At 61.6% G+C, this 14,150-nt stretch carries 11 protein-coding genes; 3 read left to right on the forward strand and 8 right to left on the reverse strand.

From position 1 onward, the window contains the following. Positions 1 to 20: 20 nt before the first annotated feature. The 8 genes from NCS67_RS17415 to NCS67_RS17450 all read right to left on the reverse strand — a co-directional run bounded on the left by NCS67_RS17415 (position 21) and on the right by NCS67_RS17450 (position 10,025). The gene (locus tag NCS67_RS17415) at positions 21 to 1,103 is read right to left on the reverse strand and encodes an acyltransferase family protein (protein ID WP_250435902.1); all 1,083 of its coding nucleotides are present in this window, start codon (positions 1,101 to 1,103) and stop codon (positions 21 to 23) included. Between the two features lie 201 nt (positions 1,104 to 1,304). After that, entirely contained in the window at positions 1,305 to 2,621 is a 1,317-nt protein-coding gene (oxlT, locus tag NCS67_RS17420) for an oxalate/formate MFS antiporter (protein ID WP_008353183.1), read from the reverse strand. A 347-nt stretch (positions 2,622 to 2,968) separates the two neighbouring features. Continuing rightward, on the reverse strand, positions 2,969 to 4,411 hold the full coding sequence (locus tag NCS67_RS17425) for an OprD family outer membrane porin (RefSeq protein ID WP_008353181.1): 1,443 nt from the start codon (positions 4,409 to 4,411) through the stop codon (positions 2,969 to 2,971). A gap of 171 nt (positions 4,412 to 4,582) precedes the next feature. Further along, positions 4,583 to 5,566 (reverse strand): murein tripeptide/oligopeptide ABC transporter ATP binding protein OppF, encoded by a 984-nt coding sequence (oppF, locus tag NCS67_RS17430; protein WP_175979410.1) that lies wholly within the window; start codon positions 5,564 to 5,566, stop codon positions 4,583 to 4,585. Continuing rightward, positions 5,559 to 6,545 carry an ABC transporter ATP-binding protein gene (locus NCS67_RS17435; protein ID WP_008353179.1) on the reverse strand — a complete coding sequence of 329 codons (987 nt, stop codon included), beginning with the start codon at positions 6,543 to 6,545 and terminating at the stop codon, positions 5,559 to 5,561. Before NCS67_RS17435 ends, oppF begins: the two co-directional genes overlap by 8 nt. A gap of 3 nt (positions 6,546 to 6,548) precedes the next feature. After that, on the reverse strand, positions 6,549 to 7,439 hold the full coding sequence (locus NCS67_RS17440; protein ID WP_372492481.1) for an ABC transporter permease subunit: 891 nt from the start codon (positions 7,437 to 7,439) through the stop codon (positions 6,549 to 6,551). A gap of 11 nt (positions 7,440 to 7,450) precedes the next feature. Then, on the reverse strand, positions 7,451 to 8,371 hold the full coding sequence (oppB, locus tag NCS67_RS17445; protein WP_008353177.1) for an oligopeptide ABC transporter permease OppB: 921 nt from the start codon (positions 8,369 to 8,371) through the stop codon (positions 7,451 to 7,453). A gap of 16 nt (positions 8,372 to 8,387) precedes the next feature. After that, complete coding sequence (locus NCS67_RS17450) at positions 8,388 to 10,025, reverse strand: peptide ABC transporter substrate-binding protein (protein WP_008353176.1); 1,638 nt, start codon at positions 10,023 to 10,025, stop codon at positions 8,388 to 8,390. Positions 10,026 to 10,464: 439 nt separating this feature from the next. Here NCS67_RS17450 and NCS67_RS17455 point away from each other — a divergent pair, with 439 nt between their 5' ends. The 3 genes from NCS67_RS17455 to ggt all read left to right on the forward strand — a co-directional run bounded on the left by NCS67_RS17455 (position 10,465) and on the right by ggt (position 14,050). Further along, positions 10,465 to 11,394 (forward strand): LysR substrate-binding domain-containing protein, encoded by a 930-nt coding sequence (locus tag NCS67_RS17455; protein ID WP_008353175.1) that lies wholly within the window; start codon positions 10,465 to 10,467, stop codon positions 11,392 to 11,394. Between the two features lie 92 nt (positions 11,395 to 11,486). Beyond that, complete coding sequence (locus NCS67_RS17460; RefSeq protein ID WP_250435903.1) at positions 11,487 to 12,248, forward strand: SDR family NAD(P)-dependent oxidoreductase; 762 nt, start codon at positions 11,487 to 11,489, stop codon at positions 12,246 to 12,248. A 134-nt stretch (positions 12,249 to 12,382) separates the two neighbouring features. Continuing rightward, positions 12,383 to 14,050: a gamma-glutamyltransferase gene (gene ggt, locus NCS67_RS17465; protein ID WP_502801863.1), complete on the forward strand. Its 1,668-nt coding sequence runs from the start codon at positions 12,383 to 12,385 to the stop codon at positions 14,048 to 14,050. The last annotated feature ends 100 nt before the right edge of the window (positions 14,051 to 14,150 follow it).

A 14,150-nucleotide genomic window follows, 5' to 3' on the forward strand; every position in this document is an offset into this window, starting at 1 on the left:
GGTCGCAAGGATCATCGTCATCACAGCGCAACGCCGCCCGCGGCCTTCGCCTTTTTGGCGCCCGAATACCTCGCCTTCAATCCGAGCGCCTGCTTCTCGATCAAATACCAAGAGAGCGCGCCCGCGAGCCAGGAACCGGGCAGCGCGATCAGCATCATTTGTAGCGCGGAGCCGTCCGGATGGAAGTGATTCACGACCTGCTGAATCGGCCAGCCATAGAGATAGATCCCGTACGAATAGTCTTCGATGGGTCCGAGATTGAGCTTTGGCGTGAAGGCGATCATGAACACGCCATAGGCAATCACCGCGCCGCAGGCAATCTCGAACGCCGGCTGACGGTAGGAAAGCACCGCCGCAAGCAGCAGCGCGAAGAGACCCTGGCGGTTCAGCGGGATGAAATCCCGGTTGACGTAGAGAAAGACACCAGCGGCGAAAAACACGGCAACGCGAAGGTTGGACGGATCGCCCGTGATGAACGGCATGTACGTCGGCGCGAAGAGTCCGATCGCGACCAGGGCGGCGATGCAAAGGTTAGCGACCCATCGACTGCGAAGCGCGCCGAGCGCGCCGAACACCAGTACCAGGACGTAAAGCCGGACCTCGACCCAGATGCTCCACAGCGTTCCGTTCACGGCGTTCCGCGCGTGATTGTCCGCGAAGACGCCGGGCAAGCGCTCGGCATACTCATACAGAGAGGCGTTGCGCCAGACAAAGCCGTACGTCTCGGGTGACTCGAAGTAGATTCCGCGCGAAAGCGTCGTCAACGACGGACCGAGCACGAAGGCGAGCAGCGCCATGCAAACGACCAGCGCCGGGAACAGACGCAGGGCGCGCGAGATGACGAAGTCTTTCACGCTGTGCCGACGATCGAAGCTGAACGTGATGAGAAATCCGCTGATGACGAAAAAGATATGCAGACCGAGATCGCCCGAATATCGGTAATGCAGGATCGACGTCGTGAAATCTCTGAGACCGTTGCTCGTGGCGGCAAGCGCGAACGAATGCCCATAGACAACGAGCGAAGCGGCGATAAGACGCAACAGCAGGAAATTATTACTGTCCTCTCGGCCGTTCTTATTAAAAGCTTGTCCCAGCGTTCTCATGAATGCCGCCTATTTGGAAGGCGGAATTGTAACGCGGTGTGACACAAATTAATAAGTTGCCGAAGCGGCGGCCCGTTTGACCCGCTCCCTTCTCCGCGCGGCTTCAGCCGAAGACGCGCGGAGAGAACCTTCACACGAGCACTGCCCGGCCACGAACCGGCACAAGGACGTTCGCGGACGACAGTGAAAACCAGGCTAATTTCAGGAAGATATCTGGTTCGTTTTGGTTAGCCCTTGTTGCATGAGACTTTGCTGGGTCTGCGAATGTGCATTGCGCATCGGCTTCAGCACGAAAAGCGCGAGCAGCGCCGATATCGCCGCCATCCCCGCCGCAAGCATGAACACGGCGTGCCAGCTGCCGGTCATCGTCGTGATGACGCTCGAGAACGGCACCAGCAACGCCGCCGTGCCCTTCGCCGTGTACAGCAGGCCCGCGTTCGTCGCCGCGAACTTCGGACCGAAGGTATCGCCGCACGTCGCCGGGAAGAGACTGTAGATTTCGCCCCACGCGAAGAACACGATGCCCGTCAGCACGACAAACGCGATCGGGCTATGCCCGTACTTCGACAACGCGACGATGCCCACCGCCTCGATCGCGAACGCGACGAACATCGTGTTTTCACGTCCGATGCGATCCGAGACCCAACCGAAGAACGGCCGCGTCAGACCGTTGAGCACGCGGTCGATCGTGAGCGCGAAGGTCAGCGCGGGCAAGGTCAAGCCGAGTATCGACACGGGCGAATCGTGCAAGCCGAAGTCCTTCGCGATCGGACCGAGCTGCGCGGTCGCCATCAGGCCGCCGGCGGCCATCATCACGAACATCAGATACATGACCCAGAAGATCGGCGACTGCAGCACCTGCTTCGGACTCGCGTTGTAGACCGCGGCCTTGACCGTGCTCTTCACCGTCGCGAGCAACTGCGCGGGCGGCGCATAGAGCGCCATGCCGAGCAGGAAGACCACGAGGCCTTGGCCGAGACCGAACCACAGGAACGTCGCTTCATAGCCGCTCGATTTGATCATGTGCGCGATCGGCACGACGGTCGCGGCGGAACCCATCCCGAAGCCTGCCGCCGTGATGCCCGCAGCAAGTCCGCGCCGCGTCGGGAACCACTTGAGCGCGTTGCCGACGCACGTGCCGTACACCGCGCCCGCACCCACGCCACCGACCGCCGCGGCGAAGTACAGAAGCGGCAGCGACGACGCCACCGAGTTGATCGCCCACGCGATCGCGCATAGCAGCCCGCCACCGACCACCACCGGCCTTGGACCGTACTTGTCGACGAGATAACCCTCGATAGGCACGAGCCATGTCTCCGTCACGACGAAGATCGTAAACGCCACCTGAATGGCCGCGCGGCCCCAGTGGTACTTCTCGTCGATCGGATTGACGAAGAGCGTCCAGCCGTACTGCATGTTCGCGATCATCGCCATGCAAATCACGCCGAAAACCAACTGCACCCACGGCGACGCGAGGCGCGACGCCTTGTCATCGCGGCCCATCTGGTTCATTCCCATGCCTGTCTCCTTGGCAAATATGCCTTGTGTATGCGGACGTCGAACGACGCCTCCCGCGACGCCCATTCATGCTGCGCGCATATACACAGTATGTGATATATCAAGTAAGTCAAGCGAAAGAAATGGCGGGGTTTTCACTTAGAGGATGAAACGGTGTAAGCGCATGAAAGCTGCAGTGAGCGCGGATCGTACAGACGAAAAAAAGCCCGGCAGAGGGAGACCTGCCGGGCGATGAGCGTGGGCGAGACATGGCAATCCGCAGCACGCCCTCTCTTTATAAATGAAAGTTAAACGTAATGTAAACGGGTATTTTTGTAGGGTTTACGCTGCGGTGTTTTTAGGCGTTTTCAGAACACGTTCACAGGGACATTGACCATCAGCCGGTAGACGTCGCTCGTGCCGTCCGGATAGTACGCGCTATTGCTGTGATGATGCATGTAGTAGAACTTGATCGACGTGTTCTTGAACTTGCCGTCGGGAATCGTGTAGCTCGGGATCACGCCGATTTCGTAGTGCGTACCGCTGATCGGCTTGCCGTTCACCAGATAGTTAGCCGCCTGAGCGCTGTCGCCGTTAGCCATCGCGCTGCCATCCGCGCCCCAGCCGTAAGCACCCCACAACGCGAACTTCGCGCCGGGCAGGCCGTATTCCTTGAGGTTGAGCGAATACGACAGGCTCACCGATTTTTCATGCGGCTGGTTGTAGTCGACATCGAGCGAATTCGACAGATAATCGCCCGCAGATTGCCCCATGTAGTCGAACGTCTGATCGCTCACGATCTGCTGGAACGCGAACTGCACCGTATGCGCGCCGTGCGTGCCGGCGAGCGCGAGCGAATACGCGTTATTGTTGATCGACCCTTGACGCTTGTCGCCGATCGCGCCGGTGTAGTAGTAGTTCAACGAACCCGTCCAGCGGATGCTCTTCGGATCGCCGATGCTCTGCGTCGCCGTCAGGTAGTACTGCTGCCATACGTTGTTCGCGACGCTGCCGTAGAGCGAGACGGCCGTATCGTCACCGTGTGTCCAGTCGCCGCCGAAGTACGTGAACTGCGAGACGTGCGTGCCGCCGTATTCCGTCGTGAGGCCGGTGACGGTCGTCATGCCGCGCGCGATCACGCCATCGACCGTGCCGGCCTTGAGCGTCAGGTTCTTGATCTCGTCGCTGGCAAGCGAGAAGCCGCGATACGTCGGCGGCAACGCGCGGTTGTCGTGCGGCACGAGGAACGGGTTATCGAAGAGTTGCTGACCGTATTTAAGCACCGTGTTCGACACGCGCGCCTTCACGTCCCACACGCCCGGATACGCCCACGCGAGCTGGTTCGCGCCGCTCGGGTCGCCGCTCGAGGAAACGTGCACGCGATTGCCCGCGCCCTGCCCGCCGTTCAGCTTGAACGCACCGAAGAGCGACACGTCCGCACCCACGCCGATCAGCCCTTTCGTATAGCCCGACTCGAACACGGCCTGCGCACCGAGCACCCACGCGTCCTTCTTGCCTGCGCCCTTGAATTCGTCATGCTCTGTGAAGGACCGCATCAACAGATTCAAGTGCGAATCCTCGATGAATCCCTTCGATTTCGCCTGATTGCTGACGGGCGCATCGGCTTCCGTGTTGGGCGGCGAATCCGGTGCCAGCGCCTTTTGACGCGTGAGCAGATCATCGTCGGCGGATGGCTGCTGCGCCTGCGCGGCCTGCGTCGGCGCCTGTTGCGCATGTGCCGGAACGGCTGCGGCGATATAAGCGCCGAAAAGCAAAATGGACAATGCCGCTGACGTTTTTTGTTTTTTCATGAAAAGTATCTCCACTGACTCGACCCGCGAACTACATGAAATGAACAACTAGAAAGGATTCCGAATTACCTGATGAAGTGAACCGTACCCGTCGATCGCGAAGGATCCGCACGAACGGTCCGTTCAGGGACGCGCTAGTAAAAGAGAAAGTGTCCCTTTACGCCGGGGCCATCACGCATACAGACAGGCGGCCGACGAACTCTCACCAAGCGCGCGCAACACCGGTACTTCGCGTGCGCAACGCGCGTCGGCCATCGGACAGCGCGTATGAAACACGCAGCCCGAAGGCGGATCGATCGGGCTCGGAATGTCGCCCGACAGAATCTGCACGGTCTTTGCGCGCTCGACGGCCGGATCGGGTACCGGTACCGCCGACAGCAACGCCCGCGTATACGGATGGCGCGGCGTGTCATAGAGCGCGTGCTTCTCCGCGAGCTCCATCACGCGGCCGAGATACATCACCATCACGCGATCGGAGATGTGCCGCACCACGGCCAGATCGTGCGCGATGAAGATAAGCGCGAGCTTCATCTCTTTTTGCAGCGACTTCAGCAGATTGACGATCTGCGCCTGAATCGACACATCGAGCGCGGACACCGGTTCATCGCAGATGACGAGCTTCGGCTCGACGATCAGCGCTCGCGCAATGCCAATGCGCTGACACTGCCCGCCCGAAAACTCGTGCGGATAGCGGTTGATCATCTGCTCGCGCAGACCGACCTTGGCCATCATCGCGCGCACGCGTTCTTCGACTTCGCGCGTGTTCATGCCCGGCCGATGCTCGACGAGCGGCTCCGCGATGATCTGCCCGATCGTCATGCGCGGATCGAGCGATGCGAGCGGGTCCTGAAAGATCATCTGCACGTCGCCGCGCACGCGATGCCATTCACGCGTCGAAGCGCCCGACAAGCGCGCGCCCATCCACACGATGTCGCCGCTCGTCGCGGGAATGAGATTGAGGATCGCGCGCGACAACGTGGACTTGCCGCAACCCGATTCGCCGACGACGCCGAGCGTCTCGCCCGCCTTGAGATCGAAGCTCACGCCGTCGACGGCCTTTAGCGTGCGGCGCGCCGCCCACGGCAGACGGTTCTTCGGCTTCACCTGAAAATGCACGCGCATGTCGCGCACGGAGAGAATCGTCGCGTCAGACATGGCTCGCTTCCTTCTTGATCAGATGAACCGGACGATGACAGGCCCGCAGCCAGCCCGGTCCGATCGCCTTCAGCGCGGGCGCATCGACGGCGCATTCATCGCTTGCATCGGCGCATCGTTCGTGGAACGGACAGCCCGCCGGCGGATGGGCCATGTTCGGCGGATTGCCGGGGATGCCGGTCAGCTCGCCGCCGTCGTGATCGAGACGCGGCAACGCGCGCAATAGGCCGACCGTGTACGGATGCGAAGGCTGCGCGAACAACGTGTTCGCATCGCACTGCTCCATCACACGCCCGCCGTACATCACCATGACTTTTTCGCACAAGCCGGCGACGACGCCGAGATCGTGCGTGATCAATACGATCGACGTGCCGAAGTCATGCTGGAGATTGCGCAACAATTGAAGAATCTGCGCTTGCACGGTGACGTCGAGCGCGGTGGTCGGCTCGTCGGCGAACAGCACTTCGGGCTCGCACAGCAACGCCATTGCGATCATCACCCGCTGACGCATGCCGCCCGACAACTCGTGCGGATACTGCCCGATGCGATGTGCAGCCTCGGGAATGCGCACGGCTTCGAGCAACGAGATTGCGCGCCTCTTCGCTTCGCGGCGCGTGACGTTCTTGTGCAGTTCGAGCACTTCGGTCATCTGCCGCTCGATCGTGAGATACGGATTGAGCGAGCTCATCGGATCCTGGAAGATCATCGACAGGCGATTGCCGCGGATGCGGTTCATCGCGCGATTCGTCATGCCGATGAGATTCTCGCCGCGATACATCGCGCGTCCGCTCGCGCGCCCATTCGATGCGAGCAGGCCGAGCATCGCGAGCACGCTCTGGCTCTTGCCCGAGCCCGACTCGCCGACAATGCCGAGCGTCTCGCCCTCTTCCAGCGTGAAATTCACGCCGTTGACGGCGCGCACGGCGGCGTCGTGCGTCCTGAATTCGACTTGCAGATCGTTGACTTCGAGTAGCGGCATGGCTCACCTGTCCTTCGGATCGAGCGCGTCGCGCAGCCCGTCGCCGACAAAGTTGATGCAGTAAAGCGTGATCGAGAGCAGCGCCGCCGGAAACAGCAGAATCCACGGCGACGACTCCATCACGCCGACGCCGTCTTGAATCAGCACGCCCCAGCTCGTCATCGGTTCCTGCACGCCGAGGCCGAGGAACGACAGCACGGATTCCGTGAGGATGACGGCAGGCACGGTGACAGTCGTATAGATCGCGACGATGCCGAGCAGATTCGGCACCACATGCCGCGCGATGATGCGCCGCGTCGGCACGCCGATCGCGCGCGCCGCTTCGACATATTCCTTGGAGCGGATCGACAGCGTCTGGCCGCGCACGACGCGCGCCATGTCCATCCACGAAAAGATCGTGATGGTGATGACGACGAGATAGAACTCGCGGCCGAGCAGCGTCACCATCAGAATCGCGATGAGCAGATACGGAATCGCGTACATCATGTCGACGATACGCATCATCGCGTTATCGACGCGTCCGCCGACGAAGCCCGCGACCGCGCCCCACAGGATGCCGAGCGTCACCGACGTGAGCGTGGCGAGTGCGCCGATCATCAGGGACACGCGCCCGCCGATCAGGCAGCGCACGAGCAGATCGCGGCCAGTGTCGTCGGTGCCGAACAGATGCCAGTTGGCGAGCGTCGGCGCGACGCTCGTCGCGTTCCAGTCGGTCGAATCGAATTCGTTCGGCAACAACCACGGTCCGACGATGCACGCGAGCGTGATCAGCACAAGCAGCACGAGACTCACGACCGCCGCCTTGTTGCGCAGGAAACGCGCGCGCGCGTCCTGCCACGGGCTGCGGCCGGCGACCGCCCTTTCGAGCATCGGTGCAAGAGAAGCAGATTTCATCGCGCGGCCTTTCAGTAACGAATCTTCGGATCGAGCCACGCATACGCGAGATCGACCAGCAGGTTGAGCAGCACGGCCACCACCGTGACGAGCACGACGAGTCCGAGCACGAGCGTGTAATCGCGATTGGCCGCGCCGTTCACGATCAGCTTGCCGATGCCCGGCAGCGAGAACACCGATTCCGTGACGACCGCCGCCGTGATCGACGAGATCGCGAGCGGGCCGATCACCGAGACGACAGGAATGAGCGTCGGCTTCAGCGCATGGCGCAGCACGATGGTGCGCATCGGCAAGCCTTTCGCGCGCGCGGTGCGGATGTAGTTCGTGTTCAGCACTTCGATCAGACTCGCGCGCGTCACGCGGCCAACCGTGGCGACGTTGATCATCACGAGCAGCGCGACGGGCAGCGCCATATAGCGCAACTGGAAGTCGTTCCAGCCGCCCGCGGGCAGCCACTTGAGCAGGATCGCGAAGACGAGGATCAACACCGGCCCGAGCACGAACGACGGGAACGCATTGCCCGCGTTGCTGGCGAGCATCAGCACATAGTCCGCGATGCTATTGCGGCGCAGTGCCGCGGCGATGCCGAGCGCGACGCCGATCACGATGGCAAGCAGCATCGACACGCCGCCGATCGTCAGCGACACCGGCAGCGCACGAAGCACGAGATCGTTCACGCTCCAGTCGGCATAACGGAACGACGCACCGAGATCGCCGTGCAGAAGGTCTCGAAGATAGAACACATACTGCTTCCACAGCGGCTCGTCGAGGTGATACTTCGCTTGCAGATTCGCGAGCACTTCCGCCGGAATCTTGCGCTCGCCATCGAACGGACCGCCCGGCGTTGCGTGCAGGAGCAGATAGCAGATCGTCACGACGATCAGCAGCGTCGGCAGCGTGAGCAACACGCGCCGCAAGGTATAGGACCACATGAAAGGCTCCTTGCCGTCAGTGCTTGACGATGTAGAGATCCTTGCTGCCGTAATGATCCATCGGATTCTTCAGCGAGTATCCGCCGACGTAGCTCTTCACGAGGCGCGGCAGGCCGTATTGCAGGAGCGGCAGCATCGGATAGTCGTCCATTACGATCTTCGCGGCCTGCGTCTGCAACTGCGTGCGCTTGGCTTGATCCGTGGTTTCGCCGGCTTCCTTGATGAGCGCGTCGGCCTTCGGGTTGCAGCTGAAATTGTCGTTCTGCTCCGACTTGCATTGCACGAGCGTGAGGAAGGTCGTCGCGTCGTTGTAATCGGCGACCCAGCCGTTGCGTGCGATCTGATAGTCGCCTTCATGGCGCTTCTTCAACAGCACCTTGAACTCCATCGATTCGATGTCCATCGTGAGGCCGAGCTTCGACTTCCATTCCGATGCGACGAAGATCGCCATCTTCTTGTTGTAATCGCTCGTGTTCATCGCGAATCGCAGCTTCGTTCCGGGCTTCACGCCCGCCTGTTCGAGCAGCTTCTTGGCTTCCTCGACCCGCTTGGCCATCGGCCACGTCGCCCATTCGTAATTCGACACGTCGGCGCCGCTCACGCCCTTCGGCAGCAGGCCGTAAAGCGGCGTCTGACCATCGGCGGTCACGCGTTGCGCGAGCAGGTCGCGGTCGATGACCATCGAGAGCGCCTTGCGCACGCGCACGTCCTTCAACAGCGGATCGCGATTATTGAAGCTGTAGTAGCGCGTACCGAGAATCAGCGAGTTGCGGATGTCCTTCGGGAACTGCTGGCTGTACTTCGCATAGGTGCCGGTCGGAAGCTGATACGTCATGTCGTTCTCGCCGGACTGGAACAGCTTGACGTCGGTGTTCTCGTCTTCGACCGGCAGATACGTGACTTGCGTCAGTTGAACGTTCGCCTTGTCCCAGTAGTTCGCGTTCTTCGTCAGCACGAGCTTGCTGTTGACCTGCCAGTCCTTCAACTGGAACGCGCCGTTGCTGACGATGTTGCCCGGCTTCGTCCATTCCTTGCCGAATTTCTCGATCGTCGCGCGATGCACCGGCCCGAGGTTCGGATTCGACATCAGTTCCGGCAGGAACGGCACGGGTCCGGCGGTCTTGATTTCGACGGTGCTCGCGTCGATGGCGCGCACCCCGAGCGCGCTCGCCGGCTTCTTGCCCGCGGCGATATCCGCGCCGTTCAGCAGGAACGGGCCGTACACGCTCGCATACGACGACGCCGTTTTCGGGTCGAGGAAGCGCTGGCAGCCGTACACGAAATCGTTTGCGGTGACGGCGTCGCCATTGGACCAGCGGGCGTTCTTGCGCAGATGGAAAATCCAGGTCGTCGCGTCCTTCTGTTCCCATTTTTCCGCGACACCGGGCACGACCGTGCCGTCCGAATTCGTCGCGGTCAGGCTCTCGAACAGGTCGCGCGAGACGTTGGCCGCCACCACGGTTTCGACCAGCGCCGGATCGAGCGTCTCGACCTCCGAGCCGTTGTTGCGCACGAGTTCCTGCTTCGCGGCGAGCGCAACACCCGGCGGCACGATGGCGGCCGACGCGTTCAGCGCGGAGAACGCGAGCAGCGCCGCGGCGGCGGCGAGTTTCGTGCGTTGGATCGATGCGTGGGGAACGGCAAAAAACGTCATGGGGAATCCTCTTTCCTGTCTCGTTTATCGATTGTTGCCTTTCGCCGGGCTTTCGAAATTTGGCAGTCCTTCGTGTAGCGGATCGTTTATCGCCGTTGGGATAAACAAAGCAGCTTCAAGCCCGGAGAATCTAACGTATTGCTTTCTATCTTCTGTCGGCGCGCCAATGCCGATAACTCGTTGAAAACCGCGCGTCTGGCGGATATTTCTTACGTAGACGCTTTCATTCGTGCTTCAGGCTGGCGGCGAGTATTTCGTATCAATAAGACGGATGCCACTCACATGTGCTTATAGTCACTAAATTTTTCGAATAGTCGTTCAATTTGTTGGTTTAACGCACTTTCGGGCTTTGGTTAGCTGAACAGGGTTAAGGCAGCAAGTGTTTGTTTCCTATAAGATTGCGTCGCCGTATAACCGCCGCTTCAGAGCCGTCCGAAAGATGATCCGTTTCCGCCAGATCGAGGCATTTCGCAGCCTCATCATGACCGGCACCAGTGTCGGCGCAGCAAAAAAACTCCATGTGACGCAGCCCGCAATCAGCCGCCTGATCGCCGATCTCGAAGCCGATCTCGGCTTCAGCCTGTTCTCGCGCATCGGCGGCCGTCTCAATCCGACGACCGCCGGCCTGCGCTTCTACAAGTCCGTCGAGGAGAACTTCCTCGGCCTGGAGCGCTTGAAGCAGGTCGCCGCAATGATTCGCGAGGAAGCTTCAGACAGCCTCACGGTCGCATGCATGCCCGTGCTCGCGACCACGCTTTTGCCGCCCGTACTCGCCGATTTCACCGAACGTCATCCCGGCGTGCCGATCAAGGTCGATTCGGTGAAAGTGCCGGAAGTGCTGGTGAACCTGCAGAACCACAAGGCCGATGTCGCGTTGAGCCTGGCGTTTCCGGCGGTCGCGGGCATCGAGGTGGAGACGCTGCTCAAGGCGCGCGCGTCGTGCGCGATGCCCACGACACACAAGCTCGCGAAGAAGAAGATCGTGCGCCCTTCCGACTTGCGCGGCGAAAAGCTCATCGGCTGGCTGCCGAACGCGCGCCAGCCGTACGAGGCGGAGCAATCGCTGATTTCATCGACGGAAGACCGGCCGCGTTACACCGTTTTCACCGACACGGCGCACACGCGTTACGCGATGGTGGCGGGCGGGCTCGGCATTTCGATCGTCGAGCCGTTCGCGGCCAAGGTCTGGCGCGCGCACGGCGTGGTCGTGCGGCCGTTCGAGACCGACATCGAATATGAATACGTGCTGTCGTATCCGAGCAGCGGCATCCGCTCCGATCTCGTCGCATCGTTCCGAAGTTCGGTGAAGCGCGTGGTCGAGCACTATTCGTTCGAGGCCGCCGAAGAAGCGCCTCTCGCGGAGGACTGACGCGCCGCGCGCCACTCGGCCGCCGATCGGTTTTCCGTTTCATACTCTCGTCTGTTGCGCCCGCTTCAAACCCTCATCCATACGGAGCACACATGCACGATCTGAAAGGCAAGTCGATTCTCATCACCGGCGCCAGTACGGGCATCGGCGCCGCGGCGGCGCGGGCGTTCGCGCAATACGGCGCGAATGTCGCGGTGCACTACAACAGCTCGAAAGACGAGGCCGAGGAAGTCGCGAAGGACGTGCGCGCGCTCGGCGTCACGGCGATCACCGTCGGCGCGGATGTGCGCGATTCAAAAGCCATCGATGCCGCCGTCGCGCAAGTCGCCGATACCTTCGGCAAGATCGACGTGCTCATCAATAACGCGGGCAGTCTCGTGAAACGCGAGCCGATCGCGTCCGCGAGCGACGAGCTCTTCGACGAGATCATGCACATCAACGCGCGCTCGGTCGTCGCGTTCACGCGCGCGGCGCTGCCGTCGCTGCGCTCGGGCGGCGGCGGCTCGATCATCAACGTGACATCGGTGGCGGCGCGCAACGGCGGCGGGCCGGGCGCGCTCCTCTACGCGGCGTCGAAGGGCTTCGTCAGCACCATCACCAAGGGCATGGCGAAGGAACTGATGCCGGATCGCATCCGCGTGAATGCGGTCGCGCCCGGCGTGATCCAGACGCCGTTTCAGGAGCGCTTCACATCGCCGGAACAACTCGAATCCTTCCGCAAGGCAATTCCCATGGGCTTCATCGGCGAGCCGGACGATTGCAGCGGCGCGTTCCTCTATCTCGCGTCGGAAGCGATGTCGCGCTATGTGACGGGCCAGATCATCGACGTGAACGGCGGCCAGTTGATGCCCTGAGCGTCGCGCGGCTCGTGGTATATAAAGCGCTGGTCTTTCGTCGCATGCAATAAAGGAGAACGCAGGAGATGCTTTTGAAAAAGGAACTTCGCATCCGCTCGGTCGCACTCGGCGCCATCGTCGCGTCGGCGCTCATGACGGCGGGATTCGTCGAGACGGCGCCGGCTTACGCAAAAACCACCGACAATCAGCCGGCGGTGCTGACCGCGTCGGCTGTCGCGGTCGCCGACAAATACGCCGCCGACACCGCGGAACAAATCTTCAAGCTCGGCGGCAATGCGGTCGATGCGGCCGTCGCGATCGCCTTCACGCTCGCCGTGACGTATCCGGAAGCGGGCAATATCGGCGGCGGTGGCTTCATGACGCTCTACGTCGATCATCGTCCGTACTTCCTCGACTATCGCGAGCGCGCGCCGCTTTCGGCCACGCGCAACATGTATCTCGACGACAAGGGCGAGGTCATCAAGGGCATGAGCCTCATCGGGCATCGCGCGGTGGGCGTGCCGGGCACGGTCCAGGGCATGTGGGAAGCGCAGAAGCGCTTCGGCAAGTTGAAGTGGAAACAGGTGCTCGCGCCGGCCATCAAGTACGCGCAGGACGGCTTCGAAGTCGACGATCAGCTCGTCTCGCGACGCGACAACGCATCGAAGGAGTTCGCCGGCAAGACCAACTTCGATCTGTACTTCGGCGGCATGAAGGCCGGTCAGGTGTTCAAGCAGCCGGATCTCGCCAAGACCTTGCAGCGCATCTCCGATAAAGGCGCGAAAGGCTTCTACGAAGGCGAAACCGCCGAGCTGATCGCCAAGTCGATGGAAGGCCACGGCCTCATCACGACGCGCGACCTGAAGGACTACAAGGCGGTGTGGCGTCAGCCGATCACGGCAAGCTGGAACGGCTATCGCGTGATCACCGCGCCGCCGCCGAGCTCCGGCGGCGTCGGCCTCGTGCAGTTGCTCAAGATGAAGGCCGACCTCAAGGACAAGTTCCAGGACGTGCCGCTCGATTCCGCGCAGTACATCCATCTCGTGGCCGAAATCGAGAAGCGCGTGTTCGCGGACCGCGCGCAATATCTCGGCGATCCGGACTTCTACAAGGTGCCGGTCGCGCAGCTCTCCAACGACGACTACATCCTGAAGCGTGCGCAGGAAGTCAATCCCGACAAGCCTTCGGACACGAAGAGCGTGCAGCCGGGACTCGGCACGTCGATGCCCGAGAAGGCGGAAACGACGCACTTTTCGGTCGTCGACAAATGGGGCAACGCGGTGTCGAACACGTACACGATCAACGGCTATTTCGGCTCGGGCGTGATCGCGGAAGGCACGGGCGTCGTGCTCAACGACGAAATGGACGACTTCGCGTCGAAGCCGGGCGTGCCGAACATGTTCGGCGTCGTCGGCAGCGATGCGAACGCCATCGCGCCGAAAAAGCGTCCGCTTTCGTCGATGACGCCGACCATCCTCACGAAGGACGACAAGGTCGCGATGGTGATCGGCACGCCGGGCGGCTCGCGCATTTTCACGTCGATTTTCCAGGTCATCACGAACGTGTACGACTTCGACATGCCGCTGGCGGAAGCCGTCGGCGCGACGCGATTCCATCATCAGTTGCTGCCGCCGGACACGATCTATCAGGAGCCGTTCCATCAGCTCGACGCGAGCGTCGTCAAGCAGCTCGAAGACAAGGGCTACAAGTTCACGATGCAGAACTTCAATGGCGACATTCAGGCGATCCGCATCGACGGCGACAAGCCCGAACCGATGTCCGATCCGCGCGGACGCGGCGTGTCGCGCGTCATCCAGTAACGCGCCTTACAACGTCGAACGAGTAAAATAGCGGCCCGGTCCGGACTAGGCGTTTCCCCTAGTCCGGCCTTTTCTCGCTCATGCGGGAGCCCCGCCCCGC

The sequence above is a fragment of the Caballeronia sp. ATUFL_F2_KS9A genome (assembly GCF_023630765.1).
GTDB lineage: Bacteria > Pseudomonadota > Gammaproteobacteria > Burkholderiales > Burkholderiaceae > Caballeronia > Caballeronia zhejiangensis.

Excerpts from the sequence above, each read along its gene's own strand:
- NCS67_RS17435 (WP_008353179.1), bottom strand. The coding sequence starts at position 6,545 with ATGCCGCTACTCGAAGTCAACGATCTGCAAGTCGAATTCAGGACGCAC.
- NCS67_RS17425 (WP_008353181.1), bottom strand. The coding sequence starts at position 4,411 with ATGAAAAAACAAAAAACGTCAGCGGCATTGTCCATTTTGCTTTTCGGC.
- NCS67_RS17440 (WP_372492481.1), bottom strand. The coding sequence starts at position 7,439 with ATGAAATCTGCTTCTCTTGCACCGATGCTCGAAAGGGCGGTCGCCGGC.
- NCS67_RS17450 (WP_008353176.1), bottom strand. The coding sequence starts at position 10,025 with ATGACGTTTTTTGCCGTTCCCCACGCATCGATCCAACGCACGAAACTC.
- NCS67_RS17460 (WP_250435903.1), top strand. The coding sequence starts at position 11,487 with ATGCACGATCTGAAAGGCAAGTCGATTCTCATCACCGGCGCCAGTACG.
- ggt (WP_502801863.1), top strand. The coding sequence starts at position 12,383 with ATGACGGCGGGATTCGTCGAGACGGCGCCGGCTTACGCAAAAACCACC.
- NCS67_RS17415 (WP_250435902.1), bottom strand. The coding sequence starts at position 1,103 with ATGAGAACGCTGGGACAAGCTTTTAATAAGAACGGCCGAGAGGACAGT.
- oppF (WP_175979410.1), bottom strand. The coding sequence starts at position 5,566 with ATGTCTGACGCGACGATTCTCTCCGTGCGCGACATGCGCGTGCATTTT.
- NCS67_RS17455 (WP_008353175.1), top strand. The coding sequence starts at position 10,465 with ATGATCCGTTTCCGCCAGATCGAGGCATTTCGCAGCCTCATCATGACC.
- oxlT (WP_008353183.1), bottom strand. The coding sequence starts at position 2,621 with ATGGGAATGAACCAGATGGGCCGCGATGACAAGGCGTCGCGCCTCGCG.
- oppB (WP_008353177.1), bottom strand. The coding sequence starts at position 8,371 with ATGTGGTCCTATACCTTGCGGCGCGTGTTGCTCACGCTGCCGACGCTG.